This is a genomic window from Paenarthrobacter sp. GQ52, assembly GCF_059759005.1.
The window spans coordinates 65,920-85,255 of sequence record NZ_JCAXEJ010000018.1 but is presented as its reverse complement, the minus strand read 5'-3'; the positions used below and the strand labels follow the sequence as shown (position 1 = coordinate 85,255).

At 55.8% G+C, this 19,336-nt stretch carries 14 protein-coding genes and 1 pseudogene; 5 read left to right on the top strand and 10 right to left on the bottom strand.

Annotated features, from left to right (window positions below; genetic code table 11):
* Nucleotides 1–100: 100 nt before the first annotated feature.
* Together AC6CH8_RS18760 and AC6CH8_RS18755 are read right to left on the bottom strand one after the other, a co-directional pair.
* Nucleotides 101–1,351: an ROK family transcriptional regulator gene (locus AC6CH8_RS18760; RefSeq protein ID WP_091467934.1), complete on the bottom strand. Its 1,251-nt coding sequence runs from the start codon at nucleotides 1,349–1,351 to the stop codon at nucleotides 101–103.
* Nucleotides 1,352–1,522: 171 nt separating this feature from the next.
* Nucleotides 1,523–2,775: pseudogene (locus tag AC6CH8_RS18755) on the bottom strand (class I SAM-dependent methyltransferase).
* Here AC6CH8_RS18755 and AC6CH8_RS18750 point away from each other — a divergent pair.
* Together AC6CH8_RS18750 and AC6CH8_RS18745 are read left to right on the top strand one after the other, a co-directional pair.
* Entirely contained in the window at nucleotides 2,714–3,226 is a 513-nt protein-coding gene (locus AC6CH8_RS18750) for a cupin domain-containing protein (RefSeq protein WP_498191875.1), read from the top strand. The pseudogene AC6CH8_RS18755 and the gene AC6CH8_RS18750 overlap by 62 nt on opposite strands.
* A gap of 17 nt (nucleotides 3,227–3,243) precedes the next feature.
* On the top strand, nucleotides 3,244–3,726 hold the full coding sequence (locus tag AC6CH8_RS18745; RefSeq protein ID WP_498191858.1) for a hypothetical protein: 483 nt from the start codon (nucleotides 3,244–3,246) through the stop codon (nucleotides 3,724–3,726).
* Here the strand turns inward: AC6CH8_RS18745 and AC6CH8_RS18740 are convergent, their stop codons facing one another.
* Together AC6CH8_RS18740 and AC6CH8_RS18735 are read right to left on the bottom strand one after the other, a co-directional pair.
* Complete coding sequence (locus AC6CH8_RS18740; protein WP_498191856.1) at nucleotides 3,727–4,824, bottom strand: hypothetical protein; 1,098 nt, start codon at nucleotides 4,822–4,824, stop codon at nucleotides 3,727–3,729.
* Between the two features lie 48 nt (nucleotides 4,825–4,872).
* The gene (locus AC6CH8_RS18735; RefSeq protein WP_498191855.1) at nucleotides 4,873–6,759 is read right to left on the bottom strand and encodes an ATP-dependent nuclease; all 1,887 of its coding nucleotides are present in this window, start codon (nucleotides 6,757–6,759) and stop codon (nucleotides 4,873–4,875) included.
* 276 nt (nucleotides 6,760–7,035) lie between these two features.
* On the opposite strand from AC6CH8_RS18735, the gene AC6CH8_RS18730 reads away from it, so the two are divergent.
* Complete coding sequence (locus AC6CH8_RS18730; protein WP_498191854.1) at nucleotides 7,036–8,220, top strand: recombinase family protein; 1,185 nt, start codon at nucleotides 7,036–7,038, stop codon at nucleotides 8,218–8,220.
* On the opposite strand, the gene AC6CH8_RS18725 is transcribed toward AC6CH8_RS18730, so the two are convergent.
* A complete protein-coding gene (locus AC6CH8_RS18725) occupies nucleotides 8,194–8,508 on the bottom strand; it encodes a hypothetical protein (protein WP_498191853.1) in 315 nt (104 codons plus the stop codon). The two genes, AC6CH8_RS18730 and AC6CH8_RS18725, sit on opposite strands and share 27 nt — an antisense overlap.
* A gap of 431 nt (nucleotides 8,509–8,939) precedes the next feature.
* On the opposite strand from AC6CH8_RS18725, the gene AC6CH8_RS18720 reads away from it, so the two are divergent.
* Complete coding sequence (locus AC6CH8_RS18720) at nucleotides 8,940–9,197, top strand: hypothetical protein (RefSeq protein ID WP_498191852.1); 258 nt, start codon at nucleotides 8,940–8,942, stop codon at nucleotides 9,195–9,197.
* A 120-nt stretch (nucleotides 9,198–9,317) separates the two neighbouring features.
* Here the strand turns inward: AC6CH8_RS18720 and AC6CH8_RS18715 are convergent, their stop codons facing one another.
* On the bottom strand, nucleotides 9,318–10,412 hold the full coding sequence (locus tag AC6CH8_RS18715; protein WP_498191851.1) for a hypothetical protein: 1,095 nt from the start codon (nucleotides 10,410–10,412) through the stop codon (nucleotides 9,318–9,320).
* Between the two features lie 215 nt (nucleotides 10,413–10,627).
* On the opposite strand from AC6CH8_RS18715, the gene AC6CH8_RS18710 reads away from it, so the two are divergent.
* A complete protein-coding gene (locus AC6CH8_RS18710; RefSeq protein ID WP_498191850.1) occupies nucleotides 10,628–11,767 on the top strand; it encodes a hypothetical protein in 1,140 nt (379 codons plus the stop codon).
* A 118-nt stretch (nucleotides 11,768–11,885) separates the two neighbouring features.
* Here AC6CH8_RS18710 and AC6CH8_RS18705 read toward each other — a convergent pair whose 3' ends face one another.
* The 4 genes from AC6CH8_RS18705 to AC6CH8_RS18690 all read right to left on the bottom strand — a co-directional run bounded on the left by AC6CH8_RS18705 (nucleotide 11,886) and on the right by AC6CH8_RS18690 (nucleotide 19,210).
* Nucleotides 11,886–12,194 carry a hypothetical protein gene (locus AC6CH8_RS18705; protein WP_498191849.1) on the bottom strand — a complete coding sequence of 103 codons (309 nt, stop codon included), beginning with the start codon at nucleotides 12,192–12,194 and terminating at the stop codon, nucleotides 11,886–11,888.
* 178 nt (nucleotides 12,195–12,372) lie between these two features.
* Complete coding sequence (locus AC6CH8_RS18700) at nucleotides 12,373–14,949, bottom strand: ATP-binding protein (RefSeq protein WP_498191848.1); 2,577 nt, start codon at nucleotides 14,947–14,949, stop codon at nucleotides 12,373–12,375.
* Nucleotides 14,946–16,115, bottom strand: a complete 1,170-nt coding sequence (locus AC6CH8_RS18695) for a hypothetical protein (protein ID WP_498191847.1) — start codon at nucleotides 16,113–16,115, stop codon at nucleotides 14,946–14,948. Before AC6CH8_RS18695 ends, AC6CH8_RS18700 begins: the two co-directional genes overlap by 4 nt.
* 422 nt (nucleotides 16,116–16,537) lie before the next feature.
* On the bottom strand, nucleotides 16,538–19,210 hold the full coding sequence (locus AC6CH8_RS18690) for an ATP-binding protein (protein WP_498191846.1): 2,673 nt from the start codon (nucleotides 19,208–19,210) through the stop codon (nucleotides 16,538–16,540).
* Nucleotides 19,211–19,336 lie beyond the last annotated feature (126 nt).

The window sequence follows — 19,336 nt, the reverse complement described above, 5'->3', positions numbered from 1 at the left end:
ATGCTCCATTCTGTCGAACGTGGCTACAGCCCCCATACTTCACCGTGACACCCATGCGACGTGGCCGAGCCTTGTGGATATTCAGTTGTCCTGCTTCGAACTAGCCTTCCAGCAGGAGCCTTTGCGCGCGCGGAGCCAGCATGTGCTCCAGAACCAGGCAGGCGGCACCAATGGCGCCAACGTCTTCACCTACACCGGTTCCCACGACTTCCAGGTCATGGATCATGCGGGCTGCGTTGTTCTTGTCCAGCAAATCCGGAACGCGTTCCAGGAAGTAAGGGGACATCCGCCCCCAGAACGGACCACCAAAGACGACGCGCTCCACGTCCAGTGTGTTGGTCACGATGGAAACGGCGCGTGCCACCAGTGTGGCGGACTTGTCCAGGATGGCAATGGCTTTGGCGTCACCAGCATCTGCTTTGTCGCACAACGCGGCATAGCGTTCCTGGACTTCAGGGCCGTCAGCACCCTCCCGGTGCCCTTCAAGCAAACCGGCGGCTTCGGCCTCGGCCACCAGCACCTGCGGAATGCAGGAAGACTTGACGCAGCCGTGCAATCCACAATCACACTGCGGACCGTTGGGGTCCACCACGATGTGGCCGATTTCGCCGGCATTGCCGGAAGTGCCGCGCACTACTTCGTCATTGAGCACAATGCCGCAGCCGATACCGGTTCCCATGTACATGAACACGAAGCTGCCGGCCCCACTCGCGCCACCGGCCCAGGTTTCCGCCACCGCGGCACTTGTCACGTCCTTGTCCACCAACGTTTCCATGCCGGTGGCTTCGGCCAAGGCCTCGCGGATGCGCACGCGGTTCCATCGCGTCAGGAGGGGCGGCTCCACCACGGAGCCCTCGTCGAGGTCGATCGGGCCCGGAACCGCAACACCGAGCCCGGCGATCTTGGAAGCATCGACGCCTGACTCTTCGATCAGGACATTGATCTGTTCGGCGATGCTGGTAATCACGTCGGCAGGGTCACCACCGGGGGTTGCCATCCGCGAATGCCTTACGACGTCGCCCAGCAAGTCGAGGACCACAAAGGTGATGACGGCCGGGTCCAGATGAACGCCCACCGCGTACATACCCGCCGGGTTGAGGCGCAGGATGGTCCTCGGCTTGCCGGGGCCCGAGCCTTCCTTACCGGCCTCCACTATCAGCTGCTGGTCCAGGAGGCGCCGGGAGATGTTCGAAATCGTCTGTGGGGAAAGGCCCACGATCTGAGCCAGCTCAACACGGCTGAGACCGCCCGATGACCGCCGGATCGCCTCCAGAATTACGGTCAGGTTGAAGTCCCCCATGCGGGGAAGGTTGGTTCCGCGCCTCGGTGTCGGCTGCCGGATCTCAGTCACTGATGCCCCTCGTCATTGGGATGAACTTCGTCGAAGATGGTCTTTGTCTGAATCGTACGATACCGCCGCCGCTTCGGATACGAGCACACGCTGACGCAGGTGTCAGGGCTTGGTAACGATGCCGCTGCATTCCATGCCACCGCCGTTGCGGCAGTCGCTTGATGGCCAGGCTCAGGACTTCCGGCTTCGAGTCACAGTGAACTTCGGATTCCGGCCTTCCTCCACCGTTGGCCCGATGTTCCGTTCCAGGGCGGCCCGGTACTGTAAATGGCTGTTGTAGACGGTCCATAACTCTCCCCCGGGGGCAAGAACACGGGCGGCCGCTTGAAACATCTTGAGCGCAGCGCCGGCATGCACACTGGCACCCAGATGGAACGGCGGGTTCAGCAAGATGAGGTCAACACTGCCAGGCTCAAGGGTGGACATGGCATCATCGTGGATCACTGCCACCCGCTCCCCAACCCGTTTGCAGCGGCCGTCGCCCTGGCTGAAGCAACGGCTGCAGCTGACTGGTCGGTGGCTACGACGCGGGCATCCGGGTGGCGAAGCGCATACATTGTGGCGAGAATACCGGTCCCGCAGCCCAGATCCACAACCTGCTTCGATGCCGGCATACGATCCAGGAACGTCAGAAGGTAGCGCGTGCCTATGTCCAGACGGGCGCCGGAGAAAGCAGCACCATGCGCGCACACCGTGATTCCCAACTCCGGCAGCGACTCCACCACAGGAAAGGGACGCTTTCCGGGCGTCGCTTTGGGGTCCCGTGCCACCAGGACCCGGGATTTCTGCCGGGCAAGTTGCGGCTGGACTGATGAGAAGTAGCGTTCCAGGACCTCATTCATGCCGAGTGACATGTGCTTCACGCGACCCCCGGCCAGCAGGACCGCATCCGGCGCCGCAAACCGCGCTACGGCGTCGGCGATTTCCTCCAACTCAGCCAGAGACTTAGGCAACTGCAGAAGCACAACGCCTGCACCGTCCAGCAAGTCCCGGTTCAGTTCGTATTCGGTGAAACGTCCCTCCAAGCCAGCCACCGCGGCATTGCGTTTCAGCGCAAGCCTTCCAGTGAAAAGGTCCTGGCTGACGCCTACATGCCCGACGCCGAGCCCAGCCAAGGTGCCCAATGTCAGCGCACCATAGCGGTCGCCGATGACAACCACCTTCGTGTCAGGCCCCAGCAGATCCGCCGCCGTGTCCAACAGGAGCCTGTCTGTGGCATCGAAGGCCTGCAGGTTATCCGCTTCGACGTCGGGAAGCCTGCTCAACGTACCCAAGAGCGCTTCAACATCCATTGCCGTCACGGTGTGGTTCTCGCTTTCATGCTTAACTGTCTCGACTTTAGGGCGGCTTGGGAGGAACCTAGTGCTTGCACCACGCAAACACCTGTCATGCCTTCGGCTGGAGACCACCAAGGCGGCAGGCACAGGTCACGGCGACCCTTGGAGCCAGGCACCGGGATCCACTCATCATCGGGCTCCCCTTTCCCTGCGAGAAGCCATGAGTGTCAATGTTGTCACGAACCTTGAAGTAAAGTCCCACAACTCTCCCGACGAAACGCGACGCCCCGATAAGACGGTCCTGGACCTCGTTACCGTGGGAGATTACACAATCGGCCGTATGACCTTTGAACCAGGCTGGACCTGGGCCGACTGCATCAAGCCTGTAGTTGGCACCGACTCCTGCGAATTGAGCCACGTCGGGTTCTGCCTTTCCGGCAACCTGGAGGTAGAAACCAATGACGGTGGCAAGATCAGCATTTCAGCCGGCGACTCCTACACCATCCCACCGGGTCACAACGCCCATGTGGTGGGCGATCAACCCTTCCAAGGCGTCGAGTTCGTCAGCGGCGCCGAATTCGCGCGTCCTGCGGAGTAGCCTCCAGGGACCGGGAGGTGAATAACAGAAAGACCCCGCTCAGTGAGCGGGGTCTTTCTTCCGAAGTGGGCGTCCTACAAGCTTATTCGAATCAAGGTACCGCGCATCTGGAGCTTCGATGCCTGATCGAGAAGATCCAAGCTAGACCACCCAAACAGCCGAAGGATCGGCCGCTCCCCCGCCGCTTTCCGCAGCTCAAGGCCGACCAAGCCGAAGCCATGGCAGCGGACTACCAGGCCGGCATGCGAGTGAAGGAGCTCGCCGTTAAGTACGGGATCAGCCGAGAGACTGTTAACAAACATCTTCGTCGGCAAGCTGTCGAGCCCCGCAAGGTCGGCTTGGACGAGCAACAGATCAAGGAAGCAGTCAGGCTCTACGAACGAGGTGACTCACTAGCCGCGATCGGGAAGCGCATGGGCGTGACAGCACATACGGTGCGGTCACGGCTGGCTGAAGCGGGCGTAAAGATGCGGAGTTCGTACGAGCACTTAATGCCGTAGTCAGCTTTGCGCCCAAGTGTTCAAACCCTCTGCTGTGTGAGTGATGCAGGCGTCCAACTGTGCTGCGAAGTCCGTCGCTGTCATACTGACATAGCAGAGCGGCACGAGACTTCCTATGAGATCGTTCTCGTCCACCATAGTGAGATCGATCCGGCTATCCGGCCCATAGTGCATGAGTGTATTGCGAAATGGTTTAGCTGACGGATCGGTAATCATCTGCGCTTCGGCGGTATCTACGATTCCCGCGATAGCCGACAAGGATTCAACGCTCAGCTCCGACGCCCGTTCCGTACGCAGCATCTCTAGACTACGGAGTACCTGGTAGACCGTGAGAAAACGAATCTTGAGGACGCTGTACTCCAGACTCGAAGGCATCAACACATCCACAAAATTCATACTCGACTGAAACACCGTCATCAAAGCATTGATGCTCGGCGTCGCCTCACCGTTGAAAGCTCGCCGATAGAAACGCTCACTCCGAACGTCATCGCCCACGTCGCCGAACTGGGATGCGTCAACATCATCCAAGAACGATGCTGCCGTGGGATCGAGCGTGGCACCAAGTCCACCAAAGTACTGTCCATACTCATTCATCACACGAAGAAGTTCCGAGCCTGCGACCTGCTTATCCAGCAAGATCCCTGGCTCAAACCCCATCGCGAATGTCGCTGCATGCGTGGTCGACACGAGCCGCCCTGCATACCGGTAGAACCCAAGATCCGTTTCCCAGCGTCTCGCAAAGGGCAACCAGGTGTTGCCCAAGAACCGCTGTGCGTGGGCGGGAAAGATTTCATCCTCAAAGTAAGCCATCTGCCCCTCGATCCCTCGCTTGGTATCTTCGAAGAACTTCAGACTGTGTCGAGATCGCGCCGTCACGCTCTGAGCAAGCGGAGAAAGAGACACTTGCAGCTGAGGAGCAACTTCACGGAGACGGGCATAGCCTTCATAGAGAAACAGCGAGAAGTAGCTCGCAAGACAGAACGACACCGTATGAGCATTCTTGGCCAGCTCGGGTCGCGTTAAAGCGCTGATGACGCGTCCTACAAAAACAGCGTCGGCCTGGATTGCACTGTCTATGACTCTTAGGCGATTAGTCACGACTCGGACGCCATCCGCCAAGATACTTATCAACCACAGTCACCATATCTAAGCAACCATGCTTGATACGTGAGAAATAATTGTCGCAAGATCAGCCGGCGGCGAACCAGCGTTCTTGGCCGCGATTCTATATGTGGCCGCATTCTTGCCATCGGCACCTCGTCCGGCGTCTACCAGAGATTGTCGTTCAATCTCGAACTGAGGCCATTTGATGGAGACAAAAGTTTCGAGCATATCTTCCATAGCCCATGCTGCCGTACCACAGAACCCACTTGGCCAGTCTGTTTCAGATTCGCCAAGGAAGCGCAGCATGGTTCGGTTATCCTTGGCATCCTTCCCCTCTTGAGCTACGGCGACCGCTTCGGGCGAACCCTTTGCCCGCACTCTCTGTCCTGAATCTTTGTCGGCGTCGAACAAAATGAAGTGCGGTATGCCAAGCCGACGCAGAATTGCCGCTGGCAACAGGATTTGCCCCTTGGATGTTGCGACAGCTACTTCAACCCCGAGGCTAGATAGCGGTGTATCGGCCTCGGCGGCACCTTCGATAATCGCCCGGTCAGTTGAACCCTCCACCACGAGAACGGCCGACGCGAACATTGCATCTCGTAGTTCATTAAGACAAGCATTGTCGAGTCTGCTTCTTACAGCACTTTCATCAAGGAAAGTGTCCAGTTCCTGCACCACCGCATCCATCGACGCTTCGTAGACAATAACCTGAGGACTAGCCGAAGCATCAGCAGAACGCTGCACTCGTCGAACTTGGTCAAAGTAGGTGGGTTCGATGAAGTAAGGGCTGTGCGTGGCATAGCCAACTTGGATGCCCGAAGCGGCATCCTCCGCGAGGTTCCTCAGAACAGTCGCAAATGCCTTAGCTTGGGTCGGGTGCTGGAATAGCTCAGGTTCTTCTATCGCTAGGTAGATGACACTCTCGTCTTTGTTCGCAGCCCCTCGATGTGCAAGGAGTTTTAGGGCAGCAATCAGCAATGATCGTTGGAACCCGTGGCCTTGGCGGTCGATGTTGGTTCTGGTTCCGTGATCGTCCACCTTGACGTTGAATCTAGTTGCTTGAGGCTTGAATTCTGCCTGCACAGAACCGACGTCAATCGATCGTCCGGGTGCAAAAGACTCCACCTCCGCAGTGAGATCGGCAGATAACGTCCGAAGTTGGCTCGCAAAATGGCGCTCTGAAATCTCGGCATGTCGAGACGTTAGCTCGTCATTGAGGCTAGTGAGCTCTTCATCAGCGGCGGAGCGATCAACTGTCTTCTCAATGATTCGTCCGATGACACTCGTCTTCGTATCTTGGGCCTCTTCAGACGCTCGAAGATCAGCCGTTATGAGTACAAAGTCAAAAAGTCCCGATAGACGTCCCTGGCCCGCAAAACCGAAAAAGTTAGTGTCCGAAACCTGGGCTGGGCTGAGTAATTCGGGATGCTCCCTCTCCCATGCGTCGAGCATTGCGTCAGCGGCACCAGCGTTTGTCCATCTGGGAAAGGCGAGGTCGCTATGCTCGGCAATTACCTTCTCGTAGGCAGTCTTCTTTGGACCGGCACCGGATGCTGCCCTTACTTCCTCGAACGGACCAAAAGCCAGCGCCTTACCGGTGATCTTGTCCTTGCCGTCTTCCCAAATGCGCCATACCGAGAACTCATCAACGCCAGTCGGCGCGTACTTGTCACCAAGTAGCTCCCGATCGCTGCCTGTGAGCTGACAGAAATCAACCCGCACCACAATCTTTTGCTCCTGAGCGCCTGCGAATACATCCTCCGCTGTCAAGACAGCGCTCTTGTCACCGTTGAAGAACCAGTCCAATGCCCGCAGGACCGATGACTTTCCGGCGCCATTCGGCCCAATAAGAGTAGTTATCTTATCAAAATTTACGACAACCTTATCCAGGCAACGAAAGTTCTCAACTTCAACACGCTTTATTCTCAAGTAAAAATCTCCAAAATTCTAAATAATATGTGCTCATATTATGACACTGCGACGAAGACAAGCCAAGTTTATAATTTACAGCAAGTCATTTGAATAATGAGCCAGTTCAAACCACACAAAGGCTACTGTAAGGATATTCATAGACAAATGATTACTTTGACGCATAACTCATAGTGCGAATAAGTGGAGGGCAATCAGATGGAGACGGGTTGGTCCCCACAAACAAGTAAACCGGATGATGGAGTACTCAGCGAGGCACTAGAACCCAAACGAGCCGTGTCGTACATCCGCGTCTCAACAAGAGATCAGGCCGAGAAGGATGGACATGAAGAAGGTTTCAGCATCCCGGCGCAGCGTGAAGCGATCCAGTGCAAAGCTGAAAATCTCGGCGCCCTAGTCACGAAGGAGTTTGTCGAGCGTGGTCGAACCGGAACCAACACCAACCGGCCGGCACTTCAAGCAATGCTCGTCTACATCCAGGGAACACCAGGCATCGACTTCGTCATCGTGCACAAGATCGATCGCTTAGCTAGGACGTGGGCCGGGGATGTTGAAATCAGCAAGATCCTGGCAGCAGCCGGTGTCCAACTAATCTCCACATCTGAAAATATTGACGAGACCCCAAGCGGCAGACTGATCCATGGCATCATGAGCACACTCGCCGAGTTCTACAGCCGGAACCTTTCAGCAGACGTCGTAAAAGGCATGCAGCAGAAAGCCAGGCGCGGCGGCACACTCGGCCGAGCGCCGCTTGGCTATCTCAACCGCCGCACTATCGACGAGCATGGCCGTGAAGTACGTGACATCATTCTCGACCCGCAGCGTGCACCGCTCGTTCGCGAAGCATTCCGCCTTTACGCAACCGGCGCTTGGGCTCTCAATCAGCTCGCCGCGCACCTCACGGGCCAAGGATTGGTCTCCCGAGCAACCGCGCTCCAGCCGTCAAGACCCCTGACCGCACCACGCCTACAGGCGATCCTCACCAGCCCGTACTACGCAGGCCTCGTCCACTATGACGGCGGCCATATTAAAGGGATACATCCACCACTCGTCAACGCAGCAACCTGGCAACTCGTCCAAACTATTCTGGCGTCCCGACGTAACGGTAAACGGATACGGAAACACCCTCACTTCTTAATCTCGAGTCTTTACTGCGGTCAGTGTGGATCCCGCATGCACGTTCACAATGCGCACTCTGCCCGCAGTCGCATGTATTCCTACTTCGTCTGTAGCGGGCGAACGAAAGACCCGCACTCTTGCCACATGCGGGCGGTTCGGATCGATCAGGTCGAGAAAGATGTTGAACGTAGCTATCGCCATATCCAACTTCCACCACACATCCAGGCAACGCTTCGGCAACAAGGCATCACACAGCCACTATGGCGCGTCTACCGTGATGCACCGTCGGCCGCCAAGCGCCTGCTCAACCAAGCACTATTTGAGCGCATTCTTATCGATTGAAGAGTCGATTAGTTTCAGAGCTGCAGCGGCGCGCTCGGTATCAACATATGGCCGGACGATGAAATGAACCTTGGCTTTACCGCGCTGCTTAGATGGACTTGCGAGCCCAGCCTCCTGCGCAGCGTAGGCTTTTAGGATGGCGCCATGGTGATGCCCCGCCAAGACGGACAGGTGCGAATGTTGACGCTTAATAGCTGTGAAGTGCGCGGCCAGTTCTTCTCCAGTCGGCGCATCCGCGGGTCGATAAAATTCGTGCAGCTCCCATTGCTGGCGCGCCGGCAACTGCATGAAAAGCCTGCTTGTTGCTGAGTCCAGCCACAGTTGTCGGAGCCAGTTGTGGCAGCTAGCAAACTCTTGGAACGTTAGGCGCGGCATTCACTATTTCCCCATTTAATGTCGTCACTATGCGCCCAAAGGCCGATTCGGGCAAGTGCGGAAATACGTTCACGGTACATAGGGGAAGGATTTAACAGGGGTCGGGGCGATGTACCGTGAACAAAAATACCCTATGTACTTCGAACCGGTCTAACGGGGGTCAGATCGACTGCCCCGCGCGTTTCAGGTCGCACCTATGTGTACCGCGAAAACAGAAAGAGACGCCTTGCACGCGTCTCTGACCTCTGTAATTGTGACTATAACTAATGATAATCATTAGCTTCTTGGTGGGCGTCCTACAAGCATGTTCGACCAAAGGTACCGAGCATCTCGAGTTACTAGCCTTGATCGAGAAGATCCAGGCCAGACCACCCAAGACCCCGCAGGGTCGGCCGCTCCCCCGCCGCTTCCCGCAGCTGAAGGCCGACCAGGCCGAGACTATGGCAGCGGACTACCAAGCTGGCATGCGAGTCAAAGAGCTAGCCTTTAAGTACGGGATCAGCCGAGAGACTGTCAATAAGCATCTACGCCGGCAAGCCGTCACCCTACGCAAGATTGGCCTGGATGAACAGCAGATCAAGGAAGCGGTCAGGCTCTACTAACAAGGCGATTCTCTGGCAACGATTGGAAAGCGCATGGGCGTGACTGCTCATACGGTGCGGTCACGACTGGTTAAAGCTGGCGTCGAGATGCGGAGTCCGTACCAGCACTTACAGTCCTAACTATCCTCGTGCCCAAGCGTCCAGGCATTCGGTAGTGTGAGCTATAAGGGTATCCAATTGAGCCGCGAAGTCCGTCGCTGTCATGCCGCCATAGCAGAGCGGTACGAGGCTACCGATGAGATCGTTTTCGTCGACTAGCGTGAGATCGATCCGGTTATCCGGTCCGTAGTGCATGAGCGTATTGCGAAACGGCTTAGCTGACGAGTCAATGATTAGCTGGGCTTCGGCAGTATCCACGATTCCTGCGATAGCCGACCATGATTCGGCGCTCAACTCAGAGGCCCGTTCGGTTCGGAGCATTTCTAGGCTGCGAAGTACCTGGTAAACCGTCAGGTAACGGATCTTGAAGACGCTGTACTCCAGGCTCGATGGCAGCAGCACATCCACGAAATTCATACTCGCCTGGAACACTGTCATCAGAGCGTTGATACTTGGCGTCGCTTCGCCATTGAATATTCGCCGATAGAAACGCTCACTTCGAACGTCATCACCCAACTCCCCAAACTGCGACACATCAACATCGTCCAAGAACGATATTGCCGTGGGATCGAGAGCGGCACCCAGCGCTCTGAAGTACTGTCCGTACTCAGTCATGATCCGTCTCAGCTCTGGTCCTGCGTTCTCATCAAACATTGTCTTTGGATCAAGTCCCAGACCGAACGTCGCCGCATGCGTTGTCGACACGAGCCGACCTGCATAGCGGTAGAAGCCGAGATCCTTCTCCCAGCGGCGCGCAAGTGGCAACCACGTGTTTCCATAGAAGCGCTGTGCATGGGCGGGAAAGATCTCATCTTCAAAATAGGCGACTTGGCCTTCGATCCCTCGCTTCGTATCTTCGAAGAACTTCAGACTGTGCCGCGATCGCGCAGTCACACTCTGCGCCAGCGGTGAAAGAGACAGTTGTAGCTGCGGAGCAACCTCCGGTAGACGGGCATAGCCCTCATATACAAAGAGTGAAAAGTAGCTGCCAAGACAGAACGACAGCACAGGAACCGCGTCGGCAAGCTCTGGCCTTGTAAATGCGCTGATGGCGCGTCCGGCGAAATCAGCGTCGGCTCTCATTGCAGTGTCAGTAGCCGTTGCGCGATCAGTCACCACTGGACTGCTCCTTTCTGGAAAAAAATTTACCCACACGCCCACTTGGTCAGAGGCACAATTCGTTTATGGCAGAACGGTGAATCCGACGGTCCTTGAGGAACCTAAGCTCTCTATCCAAAGAAGAGCACTCTTCCCCCCCAACTCACTACGAAGCCACTGAGCCGATTTAGATGCGTGCGGACACGCTGCCTTCACTGTGCCAGACTAGTCTCATGGTGGAAACAGCGAGCAATGACGACCTAATTGGAAAGCCATTTAGGATCCACACATTGGACAGCTACACCCATCTCGGACTTCGTGTACTATCCAAAACACTAAACCTGACGTCGTACGACATGGGAAAAGTAGTTCGAATGCTCCATGCCCGACTGGTCAGCGACCTGGAAACGGGGGGCATCGAATACAACAGCCTGGGCAAGGCCCTCATAACTGGGCGTGATCGTCATGAGGCCGCATTCTTATTCGACCCCGCAAGGATCAAGAAGGCTTGGTATGGTCTTGAAATAGCCACAGTCTGGCTCCCCGCGCTCCGCGACCATGGGCCCTCGAAAACCGCAATCCGTCTTGGGGATATCGTGCACGTCCCCGCAGATCTGCTGGCTACGGCTTTCAGCGAATACTTAGTACTCGCTGACGAGATTCCTAAGCACGTAAATAGCGAGTACTACATCGTTTATCTAACAAACCTTTCAACAAAGCAGTTAGGTGATATTCATATTCGTCTTGCCGAGCATGACGCCTACATCGGTTACGCTGACTGTTCGTGCTGGAATCCCCTGAAGAGTGGAATGTATTTACCCCAATATGCCATCCGGCTCAATTCGCTGCTTATTACCCCTCACGATGAGGACGGTCACCCAAACTTGCCAGGTTACCCGATCGGAGACTACGGATTCTCGGCTTTCGGTGTGAACGACGAGCTCTTTGGGATACTTCTAAGCCACCGGATGGACAACGGAGTATCCACGTGGGCGGACGAGGACAGCTCAATGGGTATCAACACACTGGGAGGAGCGGGAGATCCGATATCTACGATGAATCTCGCAATGACTCAGTCACGCTTCGAGTATCTGCACAGAGACCACGGTTCTTCGCTAAAGAAGGCAGGCCTCGCGTCATTAGATCACGCTGCTCTCGAGACGGCAATAAGAGCCAAGCTGAGTAACAACCTGATGTTTAACTTGGAGTTCGTTAGGGGAAGCAGAGACGGCGTTCCCTGCGCAGATCTTGATTCAATGAAGTTTAACGTACAACTAGAATTTCCAGACTTACAAGGGGATCCCAGGCGATATATTGCCGCACTGAAGTATCTACCCTCGACAAATGAGCTAGAACTGATCACGATGTTCTGAAGCAATGGGTCCAACCAGCTTCATCACAGTCCATCCCAAGCAAAACATTCGAAAAGATCAGGCGTTGCCGAAGGCGTTCACGCCCAATTGACTAGGCGCAACAACTCAGCAGGTCTGGTTACAGCTTATCAATCCACGTGTCTTCTTCGCGGGTGTCCCAGGATGAGCCCGTTGCTTTCGGCTTCATCCGCTGCTCGATCGCGCCGAGAATCCTGGCAACCTCCGCCGCGTGCAGGTCACGTAGCGAACCTATTTCTCTAACCATAAGAGAGTTGATGATTCGTCGACGCTCTTCTTGGTCAGTAATACCAGCATCATCAAACGCAGCCCTAATCTTCCGTATCTGCACATCGTTAATCGGCATGTCAGTTAAGCTATTTGCTTCTGGCGGCGTCGATATGTCGAACAATCCTGGGTGCTCATCCACAAGCGTCTATTCTACAGGACATGACTTCGCAACCGTACTGCTTCAACGCAGGCTGTCGAACCGGCCCTCCAGTAGCTACGGAATGATCACGAAAGCACATCTCTTCACTGCGGACACCGCAGCACCTTACTAAGAGTGCTGCGCCGGCCCATCTGAGAATAGGCTAAAACTCTTTTTGCTATGTCAAGTCACTGTCGTCAGCAGGCACATCATCAACGTAGGCGTGAATCGTGGCCAGCACATTCTCCGGCCTGATATTGAGCTCTACACGATCGTCGCGGGCGATGAAATACCCGGGCGCCATCCTGCTCAGTGCCAGGCACTCCTGTTTGAGCTCGGCATCGGAGATCGTAACCTTACGCGAGTATCGGAGAGCTGTCCGAAGCGCGGCATACTCTACTGTGTGATCGGTATCCTCTTGCTGAAGGTCCCAAACGGTTTCCAGTATCTGCTGGTGAGGGCTACTCTCAGTCTCAGCGTCGGCGACATCGTTTACCCAAGCCTCCGCCTCTGACGGACTCTGGCAAGAAGCAAGCAAATCTCGGAACTTTGCCAAGTGCACGCGCTTGATCGGCGCCAACCTCACCAGCCTCGCCAGGTCGCGTGCCCTCATGAGGGTGATACCTTTACCTGGGTTCGCAAGAGCATCGGCTTGGATTTCACGCATAACCGCCCCAAGATCATCTGGACCGGTTTCGAAATCAGGACCAACGACCAGCGCGAAATCGCAGCCAGCTTCATCACGATGCCTGGCGATCGTCGAAACCTCCACGCTGCTCTTCTTGACCTTGCCTCCAGGCCGCTCTTTACTCTTCGCTTCCAGCGAGATCCGATAGCGCGCTAGGCCCTGATCGTTGGCGGGAAGAAAAGCATCTGCGATGCCATCCGACTCATCCTTACCCGCTTTTGGGACTGCTACGAATCCAAGCTGCTGGAATGTTTCAACAAGTGCAATTTCTAGCCCCTTTGCGCTTGTAAGTGAATTCATTAAGCCCTGGGCGACAGTTATCGAGTTCCGCGCCCCCGACGATCTTGCTAGGTGCCGCAGTAACTCATCACGGGCATCGAGGACCGAGGAAACTGCCGCTTCACCGAAGTTGGCATCATGGAGACCCGCTTCTAGCAATATCTCAGCCATTGCAAAGAGCTCAAGCGGGAGGTTCTTCTTCCTATCATTGAACTCATCTGCAAAGTGCGCCACAAACGGATGTTCGAGATTGATTGACAGTTGCCCGCTGACACTATCAAGCACCGAAAGAGGAAGAAGCGTGCCCAAATCTGCGTAGACCACGGCGCCGATCAGGCCCGCCCCGTCTGTTATTCGTTTTTCGAGAAATTCGACCAGCCTGTCAGAAGTAGCGAAGACAGTCTTGTCTATTGGAGCGATGTGCCGAGACTTTATCTTCTCATCATAAGAATCGACAACCATTCTCATGATTGGCTTCTCTGTCAGACTCGCCGGACTATCGGCGAAGCGTTGGGAAGCGCGGCGCTCCGCCGCGAGTTCAGACTTGTGGGCATCTAGTTTGGTTCTTGCAATATTGAAGAGACCCTTCAACAGGTCCATCGATCGCTCGACAACGGGACCTGATAGGAGTGTTTCTCGAGAGGAGCGGAGCTCGGCGTCCAGTCGGTCAATGTTAATTACCAAACGAAAACGGGAGAACGTGCCGTGTTGCAAGCTGTTTCGGTCAATGCCGAAGCCAGAATCTTCCGGATTGATGAGTCTTCCGTGGACATACACGAAGAAACCGTGGCTTCTGCCAACAGCGGCCGATTTCCCTTCACCAATCGAGTCTTCAAAGACTTCCAGGTACCCACTGATAGGACCCAAACTCTTATCTACAAGTAGATAGTGTTGATAGTCGCCAACGGGAACCTTTTCATTGGTATCGACATCTAACTCACTAGGTGCGGGACTGGGGAGAGTCACGATGTCCTTGCCCAGGACCCACCTGCCAACTTGCTTCGCCGCAGCTTTTGACGGAACGACCTTGTTTGAGTTGAGGTAAAGAGAAAAGTCGTCTCGCAATGGCATTGCTGTTGATAAGACCCAACGGAGCTTTCCCGTGGACAATTCAACGGCCATTGGCTTCAAGTCCGTCACCACAGCGACAGTCCAAGTGTCTTCGGCTCCCTCGCCGAACAATACGAGGTCCTGCCTTCCGACGTCATTCGAAAGCCATGGCTGCACAGCCACATGTGCTTCGGCTTCGCTTAACTCGCGCAAAGGAAGCACCACAGGCGGAGCTGAAATAGCTTCGGCAGTTTCTGCTCGCTCTCCTACAGGCCCAGGCGCCGGAATTGCAGTGAAGTCCATTGTTGTGGAGAAAAACTTTCCACCCGACTTGGTGATGTGCGTGAGCCGTGTTCCCAGCACGTACGCGGCAAGTTTGCCGATGCCGAACTTGCCGATCGTTCTGCGTCCCTTGGCTGTTGTCCGATTCCTTGCCTTGACGGAATCACCCACAATCCAATGGACCTTAAGGCCAGAAGCATCCATACCCGTGCCGTTGTCGATGATCGCGATTGACGCATCGGGTGCGGCACGATCCGATGACATGACGGTATGGACGCACGTCGCATCAGCGTCAAAGGCGTTAGAAACGAGCTCTTCGATAGCCTTATTAGGGCTACTGTAAAGCCCCTCTGAGAACAGGCCGATGATCTGAAAGCTGATTTCGACGTTTATGTGGTCCGTGACCGCGCCTGCCTCAAAGAAGGCACCAGGCGCGTCACCGAATGGCGTTGTCATGCCTTCTTCACGGTGAGCACGACTTCGGTTCTCATGCGCTTGGCCATGGAGGAGCCTTGGTCTGCAGTCTTCACCGGCAAATAGCGGAGATTCTCAGGCAGATCCCTCTCCACTCGCTGTTTCGTCGCAAATCCTGCCAACTCATAGGCCTCGCGCACGAGTAGATCGTTCTGAATGTAATTTCCCCGCAACGTCGAGTTCCCAATCACCGTGACGACCTCTGCGTTGTTCTTACTGACTCGGTAAAGCTCGCTCGCGAACAATGTCAGGTCATGCGCATAGCGCGTAATTGTTGCTAGGGGAAGCACCTCCGGCTTGTTCACGGACAACTTGATGCGCTCGACCATGTCATTCACATGCTGCCGAGCATCACCAACCAGAGCCCGTTCAGCACCGATACTGTTCGACCGAATCCTGCGTAGTTCTGGAATGGAGTGTCCGAACCAAATCAAAGACAGACGATGGCCCCGCAGGTAGTCGATTGCGTTTAGGTAGGGAGGCGAGGTGATGATCAGATCTACCGAACTATCAGGGAGGCTAAGCATTCGAGCGTCGCCTCTTGAGACCTTGGCCTCTCCCACGACGGTTCGCTGTCCGAGCAGTTTCGTCAGACTCGCGACCGACTTCGCAAAACCCTGGTAAACGTCGTAGTCGGACTCAGTGAGAACTCTGTGTGGCCTGCTGTGTGACGTATCTGCAGCGAGCGATGCTTTCGGGCTTTTTGTCACGACTACCCGGCTGAGAGCGACTCGCAAGGCTCTCTGGACAGCAGCGTCCTCGACATTGTCCAGGGCCCTCGAAAGCCTATTCAACTCTTTTCTTTGCCGTGGACCGAACCAGAATTCCGCGAATTTGACTGTTTCTGTGTCGTCCCACCGGGGCGCATCCTCGGTGGACTCACGGGCCTTTGCGAGTTGGCGGTCAGCCTCCTCCACGACTTCATCGACCGACACAGGCTCGACAGCGACGGTGCTCATGAGCACAGCTAGAGGGTCCATGTCGAAGCCAATAGCAGAGTGCCCTCTGGCCACGGCAGCCGAAAGCACCGTTCCTGAACCACACATCGGATCGAGTACAGTCATGCTCTGTGAATGTGCCTCCAAGCGGTCAATGGCGATATCAGGAGCCATCCTGGCCGGAAAGGGATGAATTGTTCGTGCCACCATGAGGCTGTGCTCCTTCGACGTACCAACTCGGCACGAGCAGGTGCTCTCAAACGCCGTTAACGAAAGCAATCATCACAGTTGAACGGGCCCTGGTCAAAGCACCTCGCCGGCAAGTTGCGCACTTGTGACGTGGCCGCCCCTGGACCCTAACCTGACCGGACAGAAACGACCAGCCATGAAGCGTTTGCCTCAGCGACGCAGATCCAAGAGACAGAAAAGGCGACCAGCTTTGGGCAACCCGTGAAGCCGTTCGGAATGGGCTCGATGTGGGGCTAAGGCAGCAGATACCAAGCCCCAAACGGCCTCTATCCGCACGCTCGGCCATGCCAGAGCGACGGGCAGACCACAGGGCGACAAGGATCCGAGGGCCTCGCGCGTCTAGAGACGGCGCCCTTGGATGGGGACACCGTCCAAACGCATGACTACTCTTGTCCGGGGACCGTGTCCAGATACTCTGCGACCAGCTCCGGGTCGAACACATCGAGTGATTCCCTTATCTCGGAGTATAGTGCCGCAGGCGTAGAGTTAAGGGCAACATACCGACCATCGGTGTAAACCGATTTCGGTGCGAGAGCCGCGAGCCCCCGAACCAACGACTCGATCTCCGGGACCGCCATATCGTGCCCCTTAACCGCTAGAAATGCGGCAAGACTTTCAAAAACAATCGGGGCTTTCTTCTCACTGTTATCCACCAGTGTCTCCACGAGGACGGCCACGGGTGGGCGAGGAATCCGAGCCTGAGTGGCCTGGCGATCAACCCACAGACGAGTGTCTTCCGGGGTGCGGGTGTCGAAAAGTGTCCGAAGGTCTGCAGGATTCAGCCCTTGCAGAGCGAACAATTCCACTAGGCGGGCCAAGTCGTCGACTCGAATCGCTGTTATTTCATCATTTTTGCAGACTTCATTAATTAGACCTTCCTCATCCAAAGCACCCTGATAATCAGGGGCGATAAGAAGCGTGAAAGTTGGTACGATGTCGAGCCCGTGGCGTTCCGCGGCCTTCTCTCGGTGAACGCGAAGCACTGACGTCCGCGCCGTATCAGCCCGAATTCTTCCCGGCGACTTTGACGCCACAGACTCCCCTGTTTCCTCCGAGAGCACCTCGCGAACCGAGTCTTTTGTGGATTTGGCATCATAGGTGAACGCGTACGACTCACTTACCTCGCCCCGTCTTCCGAGACGTGCAGTAACAATTCCGTCTGCTCCGTGCTTGGCACCCCCAAGTCGGGTCACAGAGAAACCAAGAAGTTCTAGAGCGTCGCCTACAGCGTCTTCCAGCGCATTTTCGTCATTCGTCGCATCGCGTAGACGCTGCGCAATTATCGGGGCGGACCTTGGGAAGCGAAGCGTTAGTTCCCTCAGAAACGCGTCCCGCCGATGCATTACTCGCTCGATAATTTCGGGCGATATATTCTCATCAAGCAAGTAGGCCTGAGTTAGAACCTCGCTCAAGCCAAGGAGCTTGAGCGGTTCCGCAACTGTCTTTCCTCCGATGTAATTGCTGACGAACGGATGGGTTTGGTTAAGTACAACGGCCCGTCGGGAAGGGTCGTAGACTGCCATGGGCTCAGCAGCGTCGTATTCTTCGAGCAAGACGCTTTCGATCACGTCCCCACCGTCGGTTAGAATCTCTTGGGCGTTTTCGACGCCTAATTCGGTTAGCCCCAGGCTCTGTGCAACATCAGGCCCATCGGATACTGCTCGCTGAAGCAACCGGCGCAGCGGACCTTGGCTAAGTGCCGTGCTCGGCTTGGCGAGCCGGCCATTTTTTCCGATAGACGAGATGACGTCGCCGTCATCCTGTTCCGCCGACACAGCGCGCGCCTTATTGAAGACAGCAAGCAGGTAGTTTTTCAGCTCTTGAAGCGGCTGGGACTCCCTGAGGTTCTCACGGGCACTCGCCACTTGGTCGTCGAGATCATCGGCATTCACTTCCATGTGAAAGCGAGTCAAAGTACCGTGCCTGAGTTCGGGCCCAAGCGAGAAGTCGGCATCGTCAAGATTAATGAGTCTTCCTCGGACTCTCACGAAGAAGCCGTGGCTCCGCGCCGTTTCCTCACTTCTTCCACGCTGAAGTGGCTGCTTGAAAAGTGTCGCGGTACCCCAAACTACCCCAGCCTTTGGTAGTCGGATGGCAGGAACCTTGACGACTTCGCCGGACTCAGTCACCTCGACCTCAGTGCCCGAAACGGGTCCCCAAGGCTTCTTTGCACTCTTCGGAAGGGAGGAGTCGTCCTTACCGACAGTAAAAGACCAGAGTTCTGCCCCGTTCGCCTTTGAAGACTTTACTTCTTCGTCATTCATCCACAGCTGGAATTCGGGGTTAAGGGGCAGTGCCGTACTGAGCACCCAACGTAATCTACCAAGCTTGATTTCTCGAGCCGTTGTTTTCAGGTTGGAGAGAAGCGCAGCAGTCCAATGATCTAGGTCAATGAGCGCCTTCAGGACTCTTGCAGTTTCAGCGACCGCTGTCCCCGCGAGGGACTTCTCAACGGCTTCCAGGGCCTGTTCCTTGGTGAGGCGTACGACATCGAGGGACAGATCCACTCCGTCCATGAGTTCCGCAGTATGTGCGACGCGCCCATAATCCATCGTCACGGCCAAATATTCATTCTCCCTGTGGACGATGTAGGTCAGTTGCTCCGCCAAAACGTATGTTGCTAGCTTGCCGATCCCGAACTTGCCCACCGGTTTCTTGCGGCCAGGCGGCGGTGAGTCGCTCCGCTTGCGCGACTCGCCGATTTTCCACAAGTCGGCAAGACCATCAAGAGTCATGCTTTCGCCGTCGTCAATCACCAGAAGGGTCGCATCATCCGATGAGAGGTCCGAAGAAAGATAGACCCAAACCTCACGTGCCCCGGCATCATACGAGTTTGTGATTAACTCTTCGAACGTCTTGTTTGGCGAGCTGTACAGCCCTTCCGAAAAGCGCTCAATGATGCCATATGAGATTTTGACGGGAATCTGACCGATGTGCTCGTTGCTTGCGACTAGATCGACGACTTCCACTGCGCCCTCTTGACCTACCTGCTCAGTTAGGGTGCCGTCATCGCCAGCCTCCGAGAGGATATGATCTCCGTTCTCTACAGCGGTCATAGAGCTACCTCCAATTAATTGCGGTGTTGCGCGCGATATTGACACGCACACAAAGTTGTCGTGATCTCAAGCCCTTCGGCCCCTTATCCTCCCAGCGGCGTACACAGCAGGTCAAAGGCCACTCAT

What these genes read in the sequence shown, in the direction of transcription:
- AC6CH8_RS18725 (WP_498191853.1), bottom strand. Translation starts at nt 8,508, where the DNA reads ATGCAGTTGCCGGCGCGCCAGCAATGGGAGCTGCACGAATTTTATCGA.
- AC6CH8_RS18710 (WP_498191850.1), top strand. Translation starts at nt 10,628, where the DNA reads ATGGTGGAAACAGCGAGCAATGACGACCTAATTGGAAAGCCATTTAGG.
- AC6CH8_RS18700 (WP_498191848.1), bottom strand. Translation starts at nt 14,949, where the DNA reads ATGACAACGCCATTCGGTGACGCGCCTGGTGCCTTCTTTGAGGCAGGC.
- AC6CH8_RS18695 (WP_498191847.1), bottom strand. Translation starts at nt 16,115, where the DNA reads ATGGTGGCACGAACAATTCATCCCTTTCCGGCCAGGATGGCTCCTGAT.
- AC6CH8_RS18690 (WP_498191846.1), bottom strand. Translation starts at nt 19,210, where the DNA reads ATGACCGCTGTAGAGAACGGAGATCATATCCTCTCGGAGGCTGGCGAT.